Origin of the sequence: Streptomyces sp. WAC 04229 (assembly GCF_003947455.1) — a bacterium.
Taxonomy (GTDB): domain Bacteria; phylum Actinomycetota; class Actinomycetes; order Streptomycetales; family Streptomycetaceae; genus Streptomyces.
Window position 1 is genome coordinate 1 of the sequence record NZ_QHJH01000160.1, and the last position, 15,997, is coordinate 15,997.

Here is a 15,997-nt window from a genome sequence, read left to right on the forward strand (position 1 = left end):
GTCCCGGGGGGTCGCGGGGCCCCCAGAGCGCGCTGGTAGGCCGTGAGCCACTCCCGCCGGGGCAGCCCCGGTGCGTTGTCGCTGCCGGGTCGCAGGTCCCAGCGCATCGGCGGCACCGGACCCTCGTCGAGCAGCACCGGCACCACCGCCTCGCGCGAGAGGTGGCTCCGCACGCGGGTGCCCGCGCCGCGGACCGCCTCCAGATAGCCCTCGGCGGCCAGCTGCGCGTACGCCTCGACGACCACGCTGCGGGAGACCTTGAGGTCCACGGCGAGCGACCGGCTGGGCGGCAGGCGGGTGCCGGGGTGGAGGGTGCCCCGCTGGATCTCCTGTTTGATGAACCGCTGGATCTGCGAGGTGAGAGATTCTCCGGAATTCCGGGAAAGCGGCACCGACAAGTGCAGCGCCATTTCTCTTCCTTTCCGGTACACATCATTCCGGTTCGACATGTGGACCGTATGCGTCACGAATGATTGGTCTGCCGTACGACGACGCCGGTCCCGACAATGGGAGGCGGTAGCAATTCGGCGCCGATGAGGAGAATTCCGTGACCGCACGGCCGAGGGTTCGCGAATGGGCCGCCCTGATCGACACGCTGCTCGACGGGAACGACCTCAGATCCGAGGAGACCGACTGGGCCATGGAACGGATCATGGCGGGCGAGGTCGGCGCCGCCGCGCTGGCCGGGTTGCTGGTGGCGCTCCGGGCCAAGGGCGAGACGGCCGAGGAGGTCGAAGGGCTGACCCGGGCGATGCTCCGGCACGCGCTGCCGCTTCCGGTGGCCGGTCCGGCACTGGACATCGTGGGTACCGGTGGCGACGGCTCCCACAGCGTGAACATCTCCACCATGTCGGCGATCGTCGCGGCGGGGGCGGGCGCCCGGGTCGTGAAGCACGGCAACCGTTCCGCGTCCTCCTCCTGCGGCTCGGCGGACGTGCTGGAGGAGCTGGGCGTGGTGCTCGACCTTCCGGTGCACGAGGTGGCGGAGGTCGCCTACGAGGCGGGCATCACCTTCTGCTTCGCGCCCGTCTTCCACCCGGCGCTGCGGCACGCCTCCGCGACCCGGCGCGAGCTGGGGGTGCGCACCGTGTTCAACCTGCTCGGTCCGCTGTGCAACCCGGCCACCCCCGCGGCGCAGGCGGTCGGGGTGGCCGCGGCCGATGCCCTGGCGCCGGTGGCGGGGGTGCTCGCGGGCCGGGGCGTGTCGGCCCTGGTCTTCCGCGGGGACGACGGCATGGACGAGTTGACCGTGACCACGACGTCCCGCGTGTTGTCGGTCCATCGGGGCCAGGTGCGCGAGGACGTGCTCGACCCGCGGGACCTCGGGTTCCGGCTCGCCCGGCCCGAGGAGCTGCGCGGCGGTGACCGGCGCCGCAACGCCCGGGTCGCCCGCGACGTCCTCGACGGGGCGCCGGGACCGGTCCGGGACGCGGTGCTGCTCTCCGCGGCGGCCGGGCTGGCGGCCCTGCGGCCCTCGTCCGCGCCACTGACCGAACGGCTCGCGGACGGAGTGCGGCAGGCGCGCGAGGCCATCGATTCGGGAGCCGCGGCCGGGGTGCTGGAGCGGTGGGCGGCCGTCACCGGCAAGCGCGCCGGGACGCCATGAAACGACCCGGCCCGGGACCCCGCACGGTCCGGGACGAAGGCCCGGTGGCCGGGAGCCGTGCCGGCTCCCGGCCACCGGGCCTGCCACGTCTTCCGTCATCGGCCCGAGCCGGCCCTTCCGGATCCGGAGACGTCGACGGCGGCCGCCCTGCTCCGCCGCCCGGCCTCCACGAGCGAGGCCACGGCGACGGCCGGATCCTCGTGGGTCACCAGCGAGGACCCGACCAGGACGGCGTCCGCGCCCAGCCGGGCGAGCCGGGCGGCGTCCTCGGGTCCGCGCACCCCCGACTCGGCGATCCGGACGATCTCACCGGGCAGCCGGGGGGCCACCCGCGCGAAGACGCCGGGGTCGATCCGCAGGGTCCGCAGATCCCTGGCGTTGACACCGATCACCCGTGCCCCCGCGGCCACCGCCCGCTCCGCCTCGGCCTCGTCGTGCACCTCCACCAGAGCGGTCAGCCCCGCCTCGCCCGCCACCGCCAGGAGATCCGCCAGCATCGGCGCGTCCAGGGCCGCCACGATCAACAGCACCAGATCCGCGCCGTGCGCACGGGCCTCCCACACCTGGTAGGGGTCGACCACGAAGTCCTTGCGCAGGACCGGCAGCGTCGTGGCGGAGCGGACGGCGTCCAGGTCGGCGAGCGACCCCGCGAACCTGCGCCGCTCGGTCAGCACGCTGACGGCCGCGGCACCCCCGGCCGCGTAGGCGGCGGCCAGCGCGCCGGGATCGTCGAGCGTGGCCAGACGCCCTCGGGCCGGGCTCGCCCGCTTGACCTCGGCGATCACCCGCAGTCCCGCGGGCGAGCGCAGCGCCGCCGCCGCGTCGGGCGCGGGCCCGGCGGCCAGGGCCAGGTCCCGCACCGCGTCCGGGGGGACGGCCCGGCGCCGCTCGGCGAGGTCGGCGCGCACGCCCTCGATGATCGAGGTGAGCACACTCATCGCTCCCTCCGCCCCGCGGCCCGCACGGACAGTGCGTGCCGGAACTCGTCCCGCGGGTCCCAACGGGCCTTGGCCCGCCGCAGCCTGGCGTGGTTGGCGCCGAAGTACAGCTCCTGCCAGGACACTCCCGACCGGTTGCGGCGCGGGTCCTTGAGGTCCGTGTCGGCGTAGTTGACGTAGGCGCCGGCGGTGCTGCGCCCCGGTGCCGGCGCGCCGCCGGTGGACGCGTACACGTCCTCGTAGAGGTCCCGGAGGAAGCCCACGTGCCGGTCGTCCTCTGTGGCGGCGGTCCACTCGCTGACATACATCAGCATCAGGGCGCTGTCCCGGTGGGCGAGCGCGGTCTCGTGCGGTTCGACGGCGTTGACGCGGCCGCCGTAGGGGGCGATGAGCAGGCCGCTGCCGGGGTGGTCGTAGTCGGCGCGGGTCAGGTGACGGTGCAGCGCCTGGGCCTGCGCGTCGTCGAAGGCCGTGCGGTGGTAGGCGGACTTGCCCTTGATGCGCTTGCCGCTGGGGCGGTCGGCGAAGCCGGACCACTGAGTGGCCATCAGCCACGGCAGCCGGTGGCGTTCCACGGTCCGGGCCGGAGCGGTCACGCCACGTCCCAGGGCGGCGAGGAAGGCGTCCAGTCGTCGGTCCGGGTCCCCGCCCGCCGTGGAGAGCTGGACGTTCAGCGCCACCGCCCCGCCCGACCGGTGGAAGACGGCCAGATGACTGTAGAGGTCGGCCTCGGGGTCGCCGGGGGCGTTGTGCGCGACGTGCCATGCGCTGTAGTTCTTCAGCAGGCTCACGAAGGATTCCTGGTGCAGGTCCTGCCAGGGCCACACCACGGTCGCCACCAGTTGTTCCGCGGGCGGCGCGGGCAGGGCGAGCCGGGGGTCGGTGCCCGACGCCCCCGGGCTGCGCAGCCAGTACCGGGTGACGACGCCGAAGGTGCCGCCTCCCCCGCCGGTGTGCGCCCACCACAGGTCGCCCAGGGCTCCCCGGTCGTCCCGGGAGGCCACCACCGCCCGCGCGGTTCCGCCGGAGTCGACGACGACCACCTCGACGGCGTACAGGTGATCCACCGTGAGCCCCAGGGTGCGGTTCAACGGGCCGTAGCCGCCGCCGCTGATGTGGCCGCCCACGCCCACGGTGGGGCACGATCCTCCGGGCAGGGCCACGCCCCACCGCTTGAAGAGCTGCTCGTTGACCTCTCCGAGCCGCGCGCCCGCCCCGATCTCGACGGCCCCGCGCCGGACGTCGTGGCCGACGGCGTTCATGGCGGACAGATCGATGACGGCCCTGACGCCGCTCTCGGTGACGAAGTTCTCGAAGCAGTGCCCGCCGCCGCGGACCGCGACCCGCCGGCCCGTGTCCACCGCCCGCTGGACGGCGGCGACGACCTGTGCCGTGGTACTGGGCAGCGCGATCCAGTCCGGGGTGCCGATCCAGCGCTGGTTGACGCCTCGGGCCAGATCCGCGTACTGAGGGCTGCCGGCGCCCACGACGACGGGCGGCCGCTTCTCCTCCCCCGCGTCGCGGGCCACGGCCGGGCGAGTCACCGCGGCGGTGCCGACCAGCGCCGAGGCGCCCACGAAGGAACGACGGCTCACTCTGCTCATCACTGTTCTCCTCGGGTGGCAATGGACACCGGCGGCCTGAGGACGTTCAGGAAGACGGCCGGATCCTCCTGGGGGCCCTCGACGCGCTGCACACCGCCGAAGTCGAAACGGGGGACCGCGTCGACGCCGAACTCCCGGGCGCGGCGCACCTCGGCGCGCACCTCCGCGACACCCTCGTCGGAGGCGAGCAGACGTCCCGCCCGCTCACGGTCGAGGCCGGCCCGCTCGACACGGCGGAGCAACTCCCCGTGGTCACTGAGGTCGGCGCTCTCCGTGAAGCAGGCCGCGAACAGCAGTTCCTCCAGGCGGCTCTGCACGGGCCGCCCGTGGCTCAGGCCCGCCCACCTCAGCAGCCGGTGGGCGTCCAGGGTGTTGGCGGCGAAGCCGGACTCGTTGCGGAAGGCGATGCCGTGGCGCGGTCCGGCGGAGGTGACCTCCTTGTTCATCCGCGCGGCCCGGTCCGGACCGTACTTGCCCGCCAGCCACTCGAGCATCGGCGTCGGTTCGGCGGGCTGTTCGCCGTCGATCTGGAAGGGGTGCAGGACGACGTGCACGTCGCTGCGCCCGGACGACGACAGGGCCAGTTCGAAGGTGCGCTTGGTGATGTAGCACCAGGGGCAGGAGATGTCCGACCAGATGTCGATTCTCATCGTCGGCCTCCGGCCGGGCTCGCCACGGCCAGGGACGGCCGGGTGTTGACGGTCTCGGGGTCGAAACCGCCGATCCGGGCGAACTCCGCCGACACGGACTCCAGTTCGCCCGGCTCGAAGACCTCCGCCGGGTCCGCGAAGCCCTCGGGCGCCCGCTCGTGGGCCAGGTCGATGACCACCTCGGGACCGCGCCGGCGGGCGCTGGCCTGCACCCGGGTCAGGGCCGGCAGCCGCTCCGCCTCGTAGGCGGACAGGGCGGCCGCCGGGGTGTCGGCCAGGGCCAGTTCCCTGGCCAGCACGCGGGCGTCGACGATGGACTGCGTGGCGCCGTTGGAGCCCATCGGGTACATGGCGTGCGCGGCGTCGCCGAGCAGGGTGACCGCGCCGTGCGTCCAGCGGGGCAACGGATCGCGGTCCACCATCGGGTAGACGTACGACTCCTGTGCCGAACGGACCAGCGCCGGTATGTCCAGCCATGCGAAGGCCAGATCGGCGAAGTGGTGCAGGAAGGCGTCCGGGGGAACCGGGCGGTTCCAGTCGGCGTCCTCGAAGACCGACTCCGGATCGGCGGCCCGTGCGACGGCCCAGTTCATCAGGACCGGGCCGTCCGCCCCGCCCCGGGGCGGGGACATGGGGTAGACCACGGCGCGCCGCCGGTCGTCACCCGCGATGATCATCGTGCGCCCGTCCAGGAAGGGCGGGGCGACGGTGGTGCCCCGCCAGACCACGATTCCGTTCCACGGCGGCGGCCCCTCGTCGGGGTACATCTGGGACCGGACGGCGGAGCGGATGCCGTCCGCGCCGATCAGCGCGTCGGCCGTCGTCACGGAGCGCCCTCCGGCCTCGGGGTGGCGCACGTGCACGTCGACCCTGCCGTCCGCGCGCTCGGTGAACCGCTCGACCCGGGCGTCGGTGACGACGGCGTCGGGGCCCAGCCGGCGCCGCACGGCCCGCGCCAGCACCGCCTGGAGCCGGCCGCGGTGCACCGACAGCTGCGGCCACCGGTAGCCGGCCGCCGCACCGCGGGGCTCCCGCCAGATCAACTGGCCGTGGCGGTTGCGGTACTCCAGGGCGCCGGTCGGGACGGCGGACTCCAGCAGTTCGTCCAGCAGATCCAGTTCGGCCAGTTCCCGCACCGCGTTGGGCAGGATGTTGAGGCCCACGCCCAGCGGCCGCAGCTCCGGTACCGACTCCAGCACGCGTACGTCGTCGAGGCCCGCCTCGTACAGGCCGAGTGCGGTGGTCAGGCCCCCGATTCCGGCGCCCGAGATCACGATCGTCACGCCGGCCTCCGCTCGGCACGCTCCGCCGACCCGCCTCGCGGCCGGGTGAGCTGGGCACTGGCACGGGTCAGGTCGGTGATCTGCCTCAGCAGGTCGACGCTCGCGCCGCCGCTGCCCACCGGGTAGAGCCGCAGGTCGGCGTCGTACGCCTTGCGCGCGATGCCCAGATGGCGGCCACGGAAGACCAGGACGACGCGGAGCAGGCGTGCGAGCGCCTCGGCGGCGGGCCGCAGGCCGGGCATCCGGCGCTCGGCCCCGTCGGGGTCGTCTCCGTACGCGGCGACCAGCCTGGTCACGACCGACGGGACGCCCGTCCAGCAGTCGTACAGTTCGCGCCAGCGGGGCAGGCTGTAGGGCACCGAGTCGCGCAGGAACTCCTGGTACTCGGGTCCGCTGTGGTCCGAAGCCCAGACGGCCTGGTCGATCAGCCACAGGGGGACCTGCGCCGCCGCCGGGCCGAGCAGGACGCGCCCGTCGACGGTGATCTCCTCGAAGTAGGAGCGCAGGTCCCGGGCGAAGAACTCGGGGCTGACGTTGGCCACCACCATGTCGATCGCGGAGACCATCACCTCCACGTGCCCGGTCAGTTCGTCGGTGAGGTCGGCGACCTTCGGCTCGGCGACGTCGGTGTCGCTGAGGAGGCCGGCCAGTTCCAGCGCCTCGCGCAGATGCGGGAAGACCATCCGCACGGATTCCTGGAGGTAGGCCTCCTGGATGTCGCCGGTGTACATGCGCTGACGTCCGCCGACGGGGTTCCAGGTCGTGTAGTGGTGCACGGTGTCCCGGGGCACCATGTCCGTGCGCCGGCCCAGTTCGTGCAGGACCGGCACCACTTCCGGTGCCAGCGGCACCGGTTCCGGTCCGTGGCGCTTGATCGAGCCGAGGACCATGCCGAGGTCGCGCATCGCGGCGACGCAGGCCTCCACGGAGTAACCGGCGACGGCGTCGAGGGTGGGCACCATGCCCCGCAGGGCGGCGGTGAGGGCCGGTACGTCGGCGTGCTCGTTGTACTGGCGCAGATTGAAGCAGGTGGTGTCGGCGGCGAGCGGGTCCTGGTCCCGGATCGCCGCCGTGCGTATGGAGCTGCCGAGATCGATGCCGAGCATGCTGGTCAAGGTCTCTCCCGAGTTGTGGCACAGAGGGTCGTGGACTGCTGGGGGATGCGCGCTTCCGGGCACGCGGCCGCGTCGACCGACGCGTGGCCGCGGGGCCCGCGACGTCGTCGGGGCAGCGCGGAAGCACGGTGAGGATCGTGGGGAAGAGAGGAGGGGCCGGGGGCCCGCCGGGTGGTCAGTCCGCGCGTGCGGCGGGTGCGGTGGCGCTCGACGGGCGGCGGCCGGTGGGCAGGCCGTGCCCGGGAGCCGGCCAGACCCGGCCGGCGGTGGCCCGGCCTCGCGGGGCACCGGTGTGCTCCGCCGGGCCCGGGCCGACCACGAGGTGGGCGTTGACCCCCGACATGCCCTGCCCGTTGACGGCCGCGAGGGCGGGCCGGCCCGCGAAGGCCGGCCAGGGGCGGGTGGAGTCGGGCAGCACCAGCGGCAGCCGGTCCCAGTCGACGAGTGGGGACGGTGTGTCGGCGTGCAGGGTCGCCGGCACCTCCCGGTGCTCCAGACACAGCACCGTCTTGATGAGCCCCGCGACACCCGCGGCCGCCTCGCAGTGCCCGATGTTGGACTTGAGGGAGCCGACCATACAGGGCCGGCCGTCGGGCCGGTTCTCGGCCAGCACCTCGTTGAGGGCGCCGAGTTCGACCGCGTCGATCCTGGTACCGGTGCCGTGGGCCTCGACATATCCGACGTCGCCGGGGACGACGCGGGCGCTGCGGTAGGCCCGGCGCATCACCAGCGACTGACCGGTCACGGAGGGGTCGGTGACGTGTTGCTTGGTGGCGCCGTCGTGACCGAGCGCGCTGCCCAGGATCACCGCGCGCACGGGATCACCGTCGGCGAGGGCCCGGTCGAGTCTCTTGAGGACGACCACGGCGACGCCGTCGGAGCGCACGAATCCGTCCGCCGCGCCGTCACCGAACCGGCAGCGCCCCTCGGACGACAGCACCCCGGCCTCGTCGAAGACCTCGGTGGCGGTGGTGCCGAGCACGAGGTTGGCGCCGCCCGCGAGAGCGAGCGTGGACTCGCCGGCGCGCAGGCTGAGGCAGGCCAGGTGCACCGCGGCGAGCGAGGAGGCCTGGGCGCAGTCCACGGTGACGCTCGGTCCGTGCAGTCCGAGGTGGAAGGAGAGCCGGCCGGCGAGCATCGACCGCTGGTGACCGCCGACGAGGCAGTCCAGGTCGAGCCGGCCGGCGCGGCTCTCGCGCAGCCGGTCCCAGTGGTCGGCGTGCGACTGGCCGACGAAGACGGCGGTGGCGGTGCCGGCGAGGAGGCCCGGGTCACGGCCCGCGTCCTCCAGCGCCTCCCATGCGGTGTGCAGCAGCAGCCGCTGCTGCGGGTCCATCGTCTCGGCCTCGTCCCGGGTGACGCCGAAGAACTCCGCGTCGAACTCGTCGACGCCGTGCACGAAGCCGCCCCGTGCTCCACCCTCGGGTGGCGTGGTCCCGGCCGGGAACCGGCCCACCGGTACGGCACCGGTGGCGTCCCCCGCGGCACGGAGCAGTTCCCAGAGCCGACCGGGTCCGTGCGCACCCGGAAGACGGCACCCGATCCCGATCACGGCGACCGGGTCGGCCTTCGGTACGTGGTCCGCTTCGCTGCTCAGCGGTGACATCTCGTTTCCCCCGTTTTCGTCGTGTCGTCCGGACCGTGCGCGGTCACCGGGGCGCGCGTCGCGTGCGTGCGCCCCGGGCCCCGGCGCCGGCCCGGCCCCGAATCACGCGCCGGTGCGCGCCCAGTGCTCCCACGGCTGTGCCTTGACCCACTCGATCGCCGGGGTGAGCCGGATGCCCAGCGCCTCCTCCACGGCCGCCGGACGCGGACAGAGCAGGTCGGGTGCCTGGCCCTCGCCGACATGGTGGTAGATCCCGGCGACGCCCGCCGCGGCCTCGGGGCCGAGCAGGTCGGCGAGCCCCTGCTCGAACCTGGCGACCTCCAGCGGCAGGTACCGGACCTCGCGGCCCAGCGCCTGGCCGAAGACGGCCGCCAGTTCGGGGCCGGTCAGGACGTCGGCACCGCCCACGTGCAGCACCCGGCCCGCGGGCACGTCGTCATCGAGGGCACGGGCGGCGACCTTGGCCAGGTCCTCGTGGCTCATCCACGCGACGCGCTGCCCCTCGGGGAGCGGGTAGGCGAGGACGCCGTCGTTGACGATGGCGGGGCCGTTCCAGGGGCTGAAGAGGTTCTCGAGGTAGACCGGCGGACGGATGCTGATCACCGGGACCGCGCCGGCCCGCAGCACTTCCTCGGCGCGGCGGCGGGTCTCGAATCCGGCATACCGCGTGGTCTCGTCCGGCACGGGCGTGTTGGTGTTGAGGACGATCCGGCGCACGCCGGCCTCGTGGGCCGCCTCGGCGACGTTGCGCGCGTAGCCGGTCACCGTGTCGAGGTCGTACTCCAGCGGCATCACGACGACGGCGTGCGTGGCGCCCCGGAAGGCCTCCCGGAGGGCGTCGGGACTGGCCAGGTCTCCGCGGACCGGCGTGAACCCGCCGCCCGCGGCGGCGGCCTTGGCCTCGTCGCGGACCAGGCCCCGCACGTCGTGCCCCTGAGCGGCGAGCCACCGGGCCACGGCACCGCCCTGGAATCCGTTGGCTCCGGTCACCAGGACGCGCTTGAGGTCTTGTGTCATGTCGTGCCTTTCATCGTGTGGTTCGTGCGAGGTGTCGGTTCGGTCGCGGCCACGTCGGCCCGGATCCGGTGGTCGGTCGGTCAGGGCACGGCCCGCCCTCCCGCGACGGTGGTGCTCGTCTCCGCGACCTGCGGGGGCGGTGCGGGCGGGCGCAGCCGCAGGGACAGCAGCGCACCGAGTACGGCGAGAGCCGCACCCACCAGGAAGGCGGCGCCGAAGCCGTCGGTCAGGGCGGTGTCGTGGGCCGCGGTGGAGGCGTTGGTGCGGGCGGCCGCGACGCCGGACAGCACGGCCAGCCCGATGACGGAACCGAACTGGAGACTGGTGTTGACCAGTCCGGACGCGAGACCGGCCTCGTCCTGGCGGGTGTCGAGGGTGGCGGCGACGTTGGTGGTGATGGAGACGAGCGGCAGGGCCACCCCGAGCACCAGCGTCGACGGCAGGACGTCGGCCGCGAACGAGCCGTCGGCCGAGATCCGCGACAGCCCGGCCATGCCGGCGGCGACCAGCACGAACCCGGCCGTCATGACGCCCCGCAGACCGAACCGGCCGATGAGCCGGTCCGTGAAGGAGGCGACGGCGATGACGACCACGCACAGCGGCAGGAGGGCCAGCCCTCCGAGCACCGCCTCGTGGCCCAGCACTGCCTGGAGGTACAGGCTGACCAGGAAGAACATCGGGAACAGAGACATCTGCCACAGCGCGGCCAGGATGTTGGCCAGTCGGAGTGTGGGCCGGCGCAGCACCGCGGGCGGCACCAGCGGGTGCGCGACCCTGCGCTCCACCAGGGCGAACAGCACCAGCAGGACGACGGCGGCGCCCCCGGTGGCGAGGGTCGCCGTGGAACGCCACCCGGCCTCGCCCGCGTTGACCACGGCGTATGCCAGCAGTGCCAGGCCGGCCGTGCCGGCGATCGCTCCGGGCACGTCGAAGCCCTGCTCCCGCCCGCCGCCCGCGCCGCCCGGCAGCAGCCGGGGGGCGGGCAGCATCAGCACGACGCCGGCGAGCACGTTGAGGGCGAAGGTCGACTCCCAGCCCAGCCAGCTGGTGAGCACTCCGCCGAGTACGGTGCCGACCGCGCCGCCGGCGCCCGCCATCGCGGCGAACACACCCAGTGCCCGGTGCCGCTCGGGGCCGTCCGGGAACAGGCTCAGCACCAGGGCGAACGCCGCCGCGGCCGCCATGGCCGCACCGACGCCCTGCACCGCGCGGGAGGTGATCAGCAGCGCGGCGCTGTCGGCGAGGGCGCCCAGCAGCGAGGCGGCGGACAGCACCCCGAGCCCGGCGAGGAAGATCCTCCGCCGGCCGAGCAGGTCCGCGGCCCGTCCGCTGAGCAGGAGCAGACCGCCGAAGGAGACGAGGTAGGCGTTGGCCACCCAGGACAGTTCCGCGGGCGAGATGTCCAGCCCCTCCCCGATGGACGGGGCGGCCACGTTGATGATCGAGGTGTCGAGGAGCAGGACGAACTGGGTGCAGGCGAGCAGCGCGAGCGCCCGCCACCGGTCAGCTGAGCGCATCGGGTACACCCCCGCCCGGCAGGTCTTCCAGCCGGTAGCCGTCCAGGCACGACTGGGTGAACGCCGCCAGGAGGTCCGGGTCCCCGTCGCGCAGGATGCCGGGGAGATAGACGTGCGGCGCCCCGTGGTAGAAGCGCTCGTACTGCTCGTGCCGGGAGGCGAACTCCGAACCGAGCGCGTCCCAGGCCAGCTTCAGCAGCTTGATCCGCTGCTCGGCCGGGGTACCGGGAGAACGCACGTACTTGGCGACGAGCGGGCCCAGTTCGGGGTGCGCGAGGTCGTATCCGGAGGCCGGAAGCTGTATCAGGCCGCCGCCCGCCAGCATCTTCAGTTCGGCGAGCACCTTCGGATACAGGTCGCCCGCCATGGCCCGGTGGGCGGAGGCGATCTCCTTGTTGAGGTGCACGGCGCTGCCCTCACCGTCGACGCGCTCGTACATCGTCTCGGCCGCCACCACCATGGACTTCGCGATGTTCAGCCACCCCATGAGCCGGCCGAGCTGCATCTGGACGGGCGGCAGTGCGTAGGTGTTGTTGGCACGGGTGAGCAGGATCGCCAGACCGGTGAGGAACTCGAGCTTGGTCCAGAAGCGGGTGGCGGCCTGGTGCACGAAGTTGTTGTAGGCGGGGGTGAACCACCACATCCGGAAGGTGGTGTCGACGTCGCGGTACGTCAGCACCCGCTCCCAGGGGACGAAGACGTCGTCGCAGACCAGCAGCGCGTCGTTCTCGTCGAAGCGGGAGGAGAGCGGGTTGTCGAACACGCTGCGCGCGTGGGCCTCGTACGAGGTGCGGGAGATGAACTTCAGTCCCGGGGTGTCCAGCGGCACCGTGAACGTCAGCGCGTACTCGACGTCCTGCCGGGGCAGCGGTTCGATGGTGCCGACGACGACCTCGTCCCCGAAGACCGCGCCGGTGCCGATCATCTTGGCGCCGCGCACCACGATGCCGTCGTCGCGTTCCTTGACGACCCGTACGTAGAGGTCGTCCTCCTCCTGCTCACTCGCGGCCCTGGTCCTGTCGATCTGCGGGTTGGTGATGGTGAAGGCCTGGTAGAGGCTGCCCTCGGAGGTGCGGCGGTAGTGGGCCGCCAGGTTGTCCCGCCCGTCGAAGCCCTCCCCGGCGAAGACGTCCGGCGCGGACACGAAGCCGGCGGTACCGGCCGCCATGTAGTCGGGCGACCTGCCGAGGAACCCGAAACTCGCCTCCGACCAGGTCCTGAACGCCTTGCGCCGTTCGACCAGTTCGGTCGGCGTACGCGGCACGTGGTAGGCGCGGAGCACGGACCGGTCCGCACCCTCGGGCCGGACCGTGAGGACGTCGCGCGTACCGGGCTCGCAAGCCAGGTCGTAGAGGCGGGCGACGGAGCGGGCGGTGTTGCGGAAGGCGGGGTGCTCGGTGACGTCCTTGACCAGCTCTCCGTCGAGCCAGACGGCACGCCCGTCGCGAAGTGATTCGAGGTAGTCCTGGCCGCTGCGGGGCATGTCTGTCTCTCCTGACACGAAGATGCGTTCTCTGGTGGTGTGGGTGACGGCCGGCGCCGACGTCAGGCGCGGGGGCCGGTCGGGCGGGGACCGCGGTCCTAGGACTCGTGGACCGCTTCCGCGCTTCGTCCGGGTGGTGGCTGGTGGCAGCCGTAGGGCGAGGGCGCGTTGACGGACTCCGCGTCGAGCCCGGCGGCGCGCGCGTAGCTCTCGGCCACGTCGGCGAGCCGGGCGGCCGGTATCACGTCCTCGACGCGCCGGAACCCGTGCGGCGCCCGCTCCTGAGCCAGGTCGATCACCAGCTCCGGTCCCTTGGCGCGGTTGAGCAGCTGAAGGCGGTTCATCGAGGGCCGGCGGTCGCGGTCGTAGGCGGCCAGCGCGCGGGCGGGATCGTCGTGGGCGGCCAGGTGGTGGGCGAGACTGCGGGCGTCCACGACGGCCTGGGTGGTCGCGCTGGACCCCATGGGCGCCATGGCGTGCGCCGCGTCCCCGAGCAGGGTGACCGCCCCGAACGACCAGCGCGGCAGCGGATCCCGGTCGAGCATCGGGAAGGACCCGGCGGTCCCGGCGTCCGCGAGCAGCGCGCCCAGCCGCAGGTCCCCGCAGCCCCAGTCGGACACCGCCTCGGGGAACGCGTCGCCGGAGGGCGTTTCCGCGCCGGCCTCGCCGGTCGCGGCCCGGGACACGGCCCAGTTGACGGGCACGAGGCCGTCGGCGTCCGGCCGTTCGGCCAAGGGGTAGACAACGGCCTTCCAGCGTCCGTCGCCCATGACGACCATCGACCGGCCGCCCTGGAAGGGCGTACTCCGGTGTACGCCACGCCACACGGTCGTGCCGTTGGAGCGCGGTGCGCCCTCCTCGGGGTAGAGGGTCCGGCGTACCGCGGAGCGCAGTCCGTCGGCGCCGACCAGTACGTCCGCGCGGGTACGGCTCCCGGGCCCGTGCTCGGCCGGCCGGGCGAGCAGCACCTCGGCCCCGCCGCCGTCCAGAGGCGTGAAACCCGTGACGCGCGCGTCGGTGGTGAGGGCGTCCGGTCCCAGGCGGTCGCGCACCGCGTCGACGAGGAGTGACTGGAGGAGACCGCGGTGCAGGGCCAGTTGCGGCCACACGCTGCCGCTCGCCCGGCCGCGGGGCTCGTGCCAGATGCGCTGTCCGAGATGGTTGTGGTAGCTCAGCGCCGTCAGTTCGGCGCCCGCGTCGCGGATGCTTTCGGCCAGACCGAGGGCGGCCAGTTCGCGGACCGCGACGGGCTGGACGTTCACTCCGGCGCCGAAGGGGAGGATCCGTGGAACCGCCTCCAGTACGCGGACGTCGCGCAGTCCGGCGGCGTGCAGGCTCAGCGCCGCCACCAGGCCGCCGATGCCGGCGCCGGCAATCACGATCTTCATGGAACGAGTCCCCCAGTACCTCAATTCCGTGAACCGGCCAAAAGCCCGGCTCGCTCCACATCGTTCTCGGGGGAGTGGCTACGATCAATGAGTCATGAGCCGGATCCGTTTAAGAATCGTCCGGAGTGCGGTCGGGGGAATCGTTCATGCAGGACGACGTGCTGAGTGAGGTACTGCGCCCGCTGTGGCTGACCGACGTGTTCCACAGCACCTGGCGGGCCGGGGGCCAGTGGGGGGTCGAGGGGCACGACGACAGCTGCGCGATCGTGCACTACATGGTCGACGGCGGTTGCGTCATCACCTTCGACGACGGCTCCGAGCCCGTGACGCTGAACGAGGGGGATCTGGCGGTCTTCCCGCACGGCACCGCCCACACCTTCGCCGCCGAGCCCTCGGTGGCCGCCACACCGCTGTCCGCGCTGCTCGCGCAGAGCCCGCCGGGCGGGTCGCAGGTCGTCACCGTCGGCACTCCCCCGTACCGGACAAAGATGCTCTGCGCGAGCCTGCGCTACTGCGCGACCGGCGAACCGGTCCTCTATTCGGCGTTGCCCAGGCTCATCGTGATCCGGCACCGCTTCCTGAAGGGCGAGTCGCTGCTGGTGCGCACGCTGGAAGCGCTGCCCTCGGAGGTGGGACGGACGGCTCCCGGTTCCCGGCTGGTCACTCTGCGGGCCTTCGAGACGGTGTTCGTCCTGTCCCTGAGGATCGCCATGGAGCAGCTGGCGGACGAGTCCCCCGCCCTCCAGGCGCTGCACCATCCGGGCATCAGCAAGGCGCTGATGTCGATCCACGGCTCCTACGGGAAACCGTGGACGGTCGGCGCGCTGGCCCGCGAGGCGGGGATGTCCCGCTCGGTCTTCGCCCAGATGTTCCGGGAGCTGGTCGGCCAGCCGCCGATGCGGCATCTGACCCTGCGGCGGCTCCAGGAGGCCCGGCGCCAGCTCGCGGACACCTCCGTCCCACTCACCGAGATCGCGCGGCTCATCGGCTACGCCAGCCAGGTGGGCTTCCACCTGGCGTTCCGCAAGGAGTACGGGATGACGCCCGGCGAGTACCGGGCCGGTCACCGGACCGCGCCCGGCCCGGCCGCGCTACGGCATGAAGATGACCAGCGCTCCGAAGCCCGCGCCCAGGACGATGCCGACGATCCCGCAGATGATGCCGGCCAGCGCCTGGCCGGCGTTGGTGGCCTCGCCCCGGGCGGCCTTCGCGCGACCGAGGCCGCCGAAGACGACGCCGAGGACACCGACGAGGATCGCGAGCGGCCAGAGGCAGAAACCGACGGCGGCGATGATGCCGAGGACGAGGCCGGTGGTGCCCATGCCGTTGCTCGGCATCGGCGCCATGCCTGACCAGCCGTAGTAGCCGGGCGGGGCCGGGTGCCCGTAGCCGGCCGGGCCCGGGTAGCCGTAGGGGACGTGGCCGGGGCCGTCCGGCGCGATGGGCGGCGGCGGGACCGGCTGCCGGTCCTGGCCGGCGTACGGCGGGGGCGGCGCGAAGGGGTTGGGCGCGCCGGTGGCCGCCGGGTCCGGCGCCGCGAACGGGTTCGCCGGAGCCGAGGGGGCTGAGGGCGCGGCCCACGCCGGGGGTTGTGCCGCCGGCATGGACGTGACCGTCTGCTGGTCGTGGACGGACGGGGGCGGCCAGGACGCGGCGTCGTTCGAGGCGACGGTCACGCCGGGACCGGGGGCGACGGGTGGGGCGGCGTCCGCGGGTGCCGCCCACGGGTCCCGAGCCCGGGGACCGGCATCGGCGCCGGGACCGCCGGGCGGCGGCGTCTTGTCGAGGCC

13 protein-coding genes are annotated in these 15,997 nt (G+C 73.5%); 2 read left to right on the forward strand and 11 right to left on the reverse strand.

The window, feature by feature from the left end:
• Positions 1–410 (reverse strand): GntR family transcriptional regulator (locus tag DMH12_RS29530; RefSeq protein ID WP_125494487.1); only part of this gene is annotated, 410 nt, incomplete at its 3' end.
• Between the two features lie 137 nt (positions 411–547).
• On the opposite strand from DMH12_RS29530, the gene trpD reads away from it, so the two are divergent.
• Positions 548–1,606: an anthranilate phosphoribosyltransferase gene (trpD, locus tag DMH12_RS29535; protein ID WP_260474386.1), complete on the forward strand. Its 1,059-nt coding sequence runs from the start codon at positions 548–550 to the stop codon at positions 1,604–1,606.
• A gap of 95 nt (positions 1,607–1,701) precedes the next feature.
• Here trpD and trpC read toward each other — a convergent pair whose 3' ends face one another.
• From trpC to DMH12_RS29585, 10 genes are all read right to left on the reverse strand, one after another.
• On the reverse strand, positions 1,702–2,544 hold the full coding sequence (gene trpC, locus DMH12_RS29540) for an indole-3-glycerol phosphate synthase TrpC (RefSeq protein ID WP_125494488.1): 843 nt from the start codon (positions 2,542–2,544) through the stop codon (positions 1,702–1,704).
• Positions 2,541–4,148 carry an FAD-binding oxidoreductase gene (locus DMH12_RS29545; protein WP_125494489.1) on the reverse strand — a complete coding sequence of 536 codons (1,608 nt, stop codon included), beginning with the start codon at positions 4,146–4,148 and terminating at the stop codon, positions 2,541–2,543. The genes trpC and DMH12_RS29545 overlap by 4 nt, the downstream gene beginning before the upstream one ends.
• A complete protein-coding gene (locus tag DMH12_RS29550) occupies positions 4,148–4,798 on the reverse strand; it encodes a DsbA family protein (protein ID WP_125494490.1) in 651 nt (216 codons plus the stop codon). Before DMH12_RS29550 ends, DMH12_RS29545 begins: the two co-directional genes overlap by 1 nt.
• Positions 4,795–6,081: a flavin-dependent oxidoreductase gene (locus DMH12_RS29555; RefSeq protein WP_125494491.1), complete on the reverse strand. Its 1,287-nt coding sequence runs from the start codon at positions 6,079–6,081 to the stop codon at positions 4,795–4,797. The genes DMH12_RS29550 and DMH12_RS29555 overlap by 4 nt, the downstream gene beginning before the upstream one ends.
• On the reverse strand, positions 6,078–7,187 hold the full coding sequence (locus DMH12_RS29560) for a monodechloroaminopyrrolnitrin synthase PrnB family protein (protein WP_125494498.1): 1,110 nt from the start codon (positions 7,185–7,187) through the stop codon (positions 6,078–6,080). Before DMH12_RS29560 ends, DMH12_RS29555 begins: the two co-directional genes overlap by 4 nt.
• Positions 7,188–7,371: 184 nt before the next feature.
• Positions 7,372–8,802 (reverse strand): polyketide synthase, encoded by a 1,431-nt coding sequence (locus DMH12_RS29565; protein ID WP_125494492.1) that lies wholly within the window; start codon positions 8,800–8,802, stop codon positions 7,372–7,374.
• Positions 8,803–8,904: 102 nt separating this feature from the next.
• Positions 8,905–9,819, reverse strand: coding sequence for an SDR family oxidoreductase (locus tag DMH12_RS29570; protein WP_125494493.1), 915 nt, complete (start codon positions 9,817–9,819; stop codon positions 8,905–8,907).
• An 80-nt stretch (positions 9,820–9,899) separates the two neighbouring features.
• Complete coding sequence (locus DMH12_RS29575; RefSeq protein ID WP_125494494.1) at positions 9,900–11,336, reverse strand: MFS transporter; 1,437 nt, start codon at positions 11,334–11,336, stop codon at positions 9,900–9,902.
• On the reverse strand, positions 11,323–12,819 hold the full coding sequence (locus tag DMH12_RS29580; protein WP_125494495.1) for a 4-hydroxyphenylacetate 3-hydroxylase family protein: 1,497 nt from the start codon (positions 12,817–12,819) through the stop codon (positions 11,323–11,325). Before DMH12_RS29580 ends, DMH12_RS29575 begins: the two co-directional genes overlap by 14 nt.
• Before the next feature lie 98 nt (positions 12,820–12,917).
• The gene (locus DMH12_RS29585; protein ID WP_125494496.1) at positions 12,918–14,207 is read right to left on the reverse strand and encodes an FAD-dependent monooxygenase; all 1,290 of its coding nucleotides are present in this window, start codon (positions 14,205–14,207) and stop codon (positions 12,918–12,920) included.
• Between the two features lie 146 nt (positions 14,208–14,353).
• Between DMH12_RS29585 and DMH12_RS29590 the strand changes: the two genes are divergently transcribed.
• A complete protein-coding gene (locus DMH12_RS29590; RefSeq protein WP_260474387.1) occupies positions 14,354–15,559 on the forward strand; it encodes an AraC family transcriptional regulator in 1,206 nt (401 codons plus the stop codon).
• The last annotated feature ends 438 nt before the right edge of the window (positions 15,560–15,997 follow it).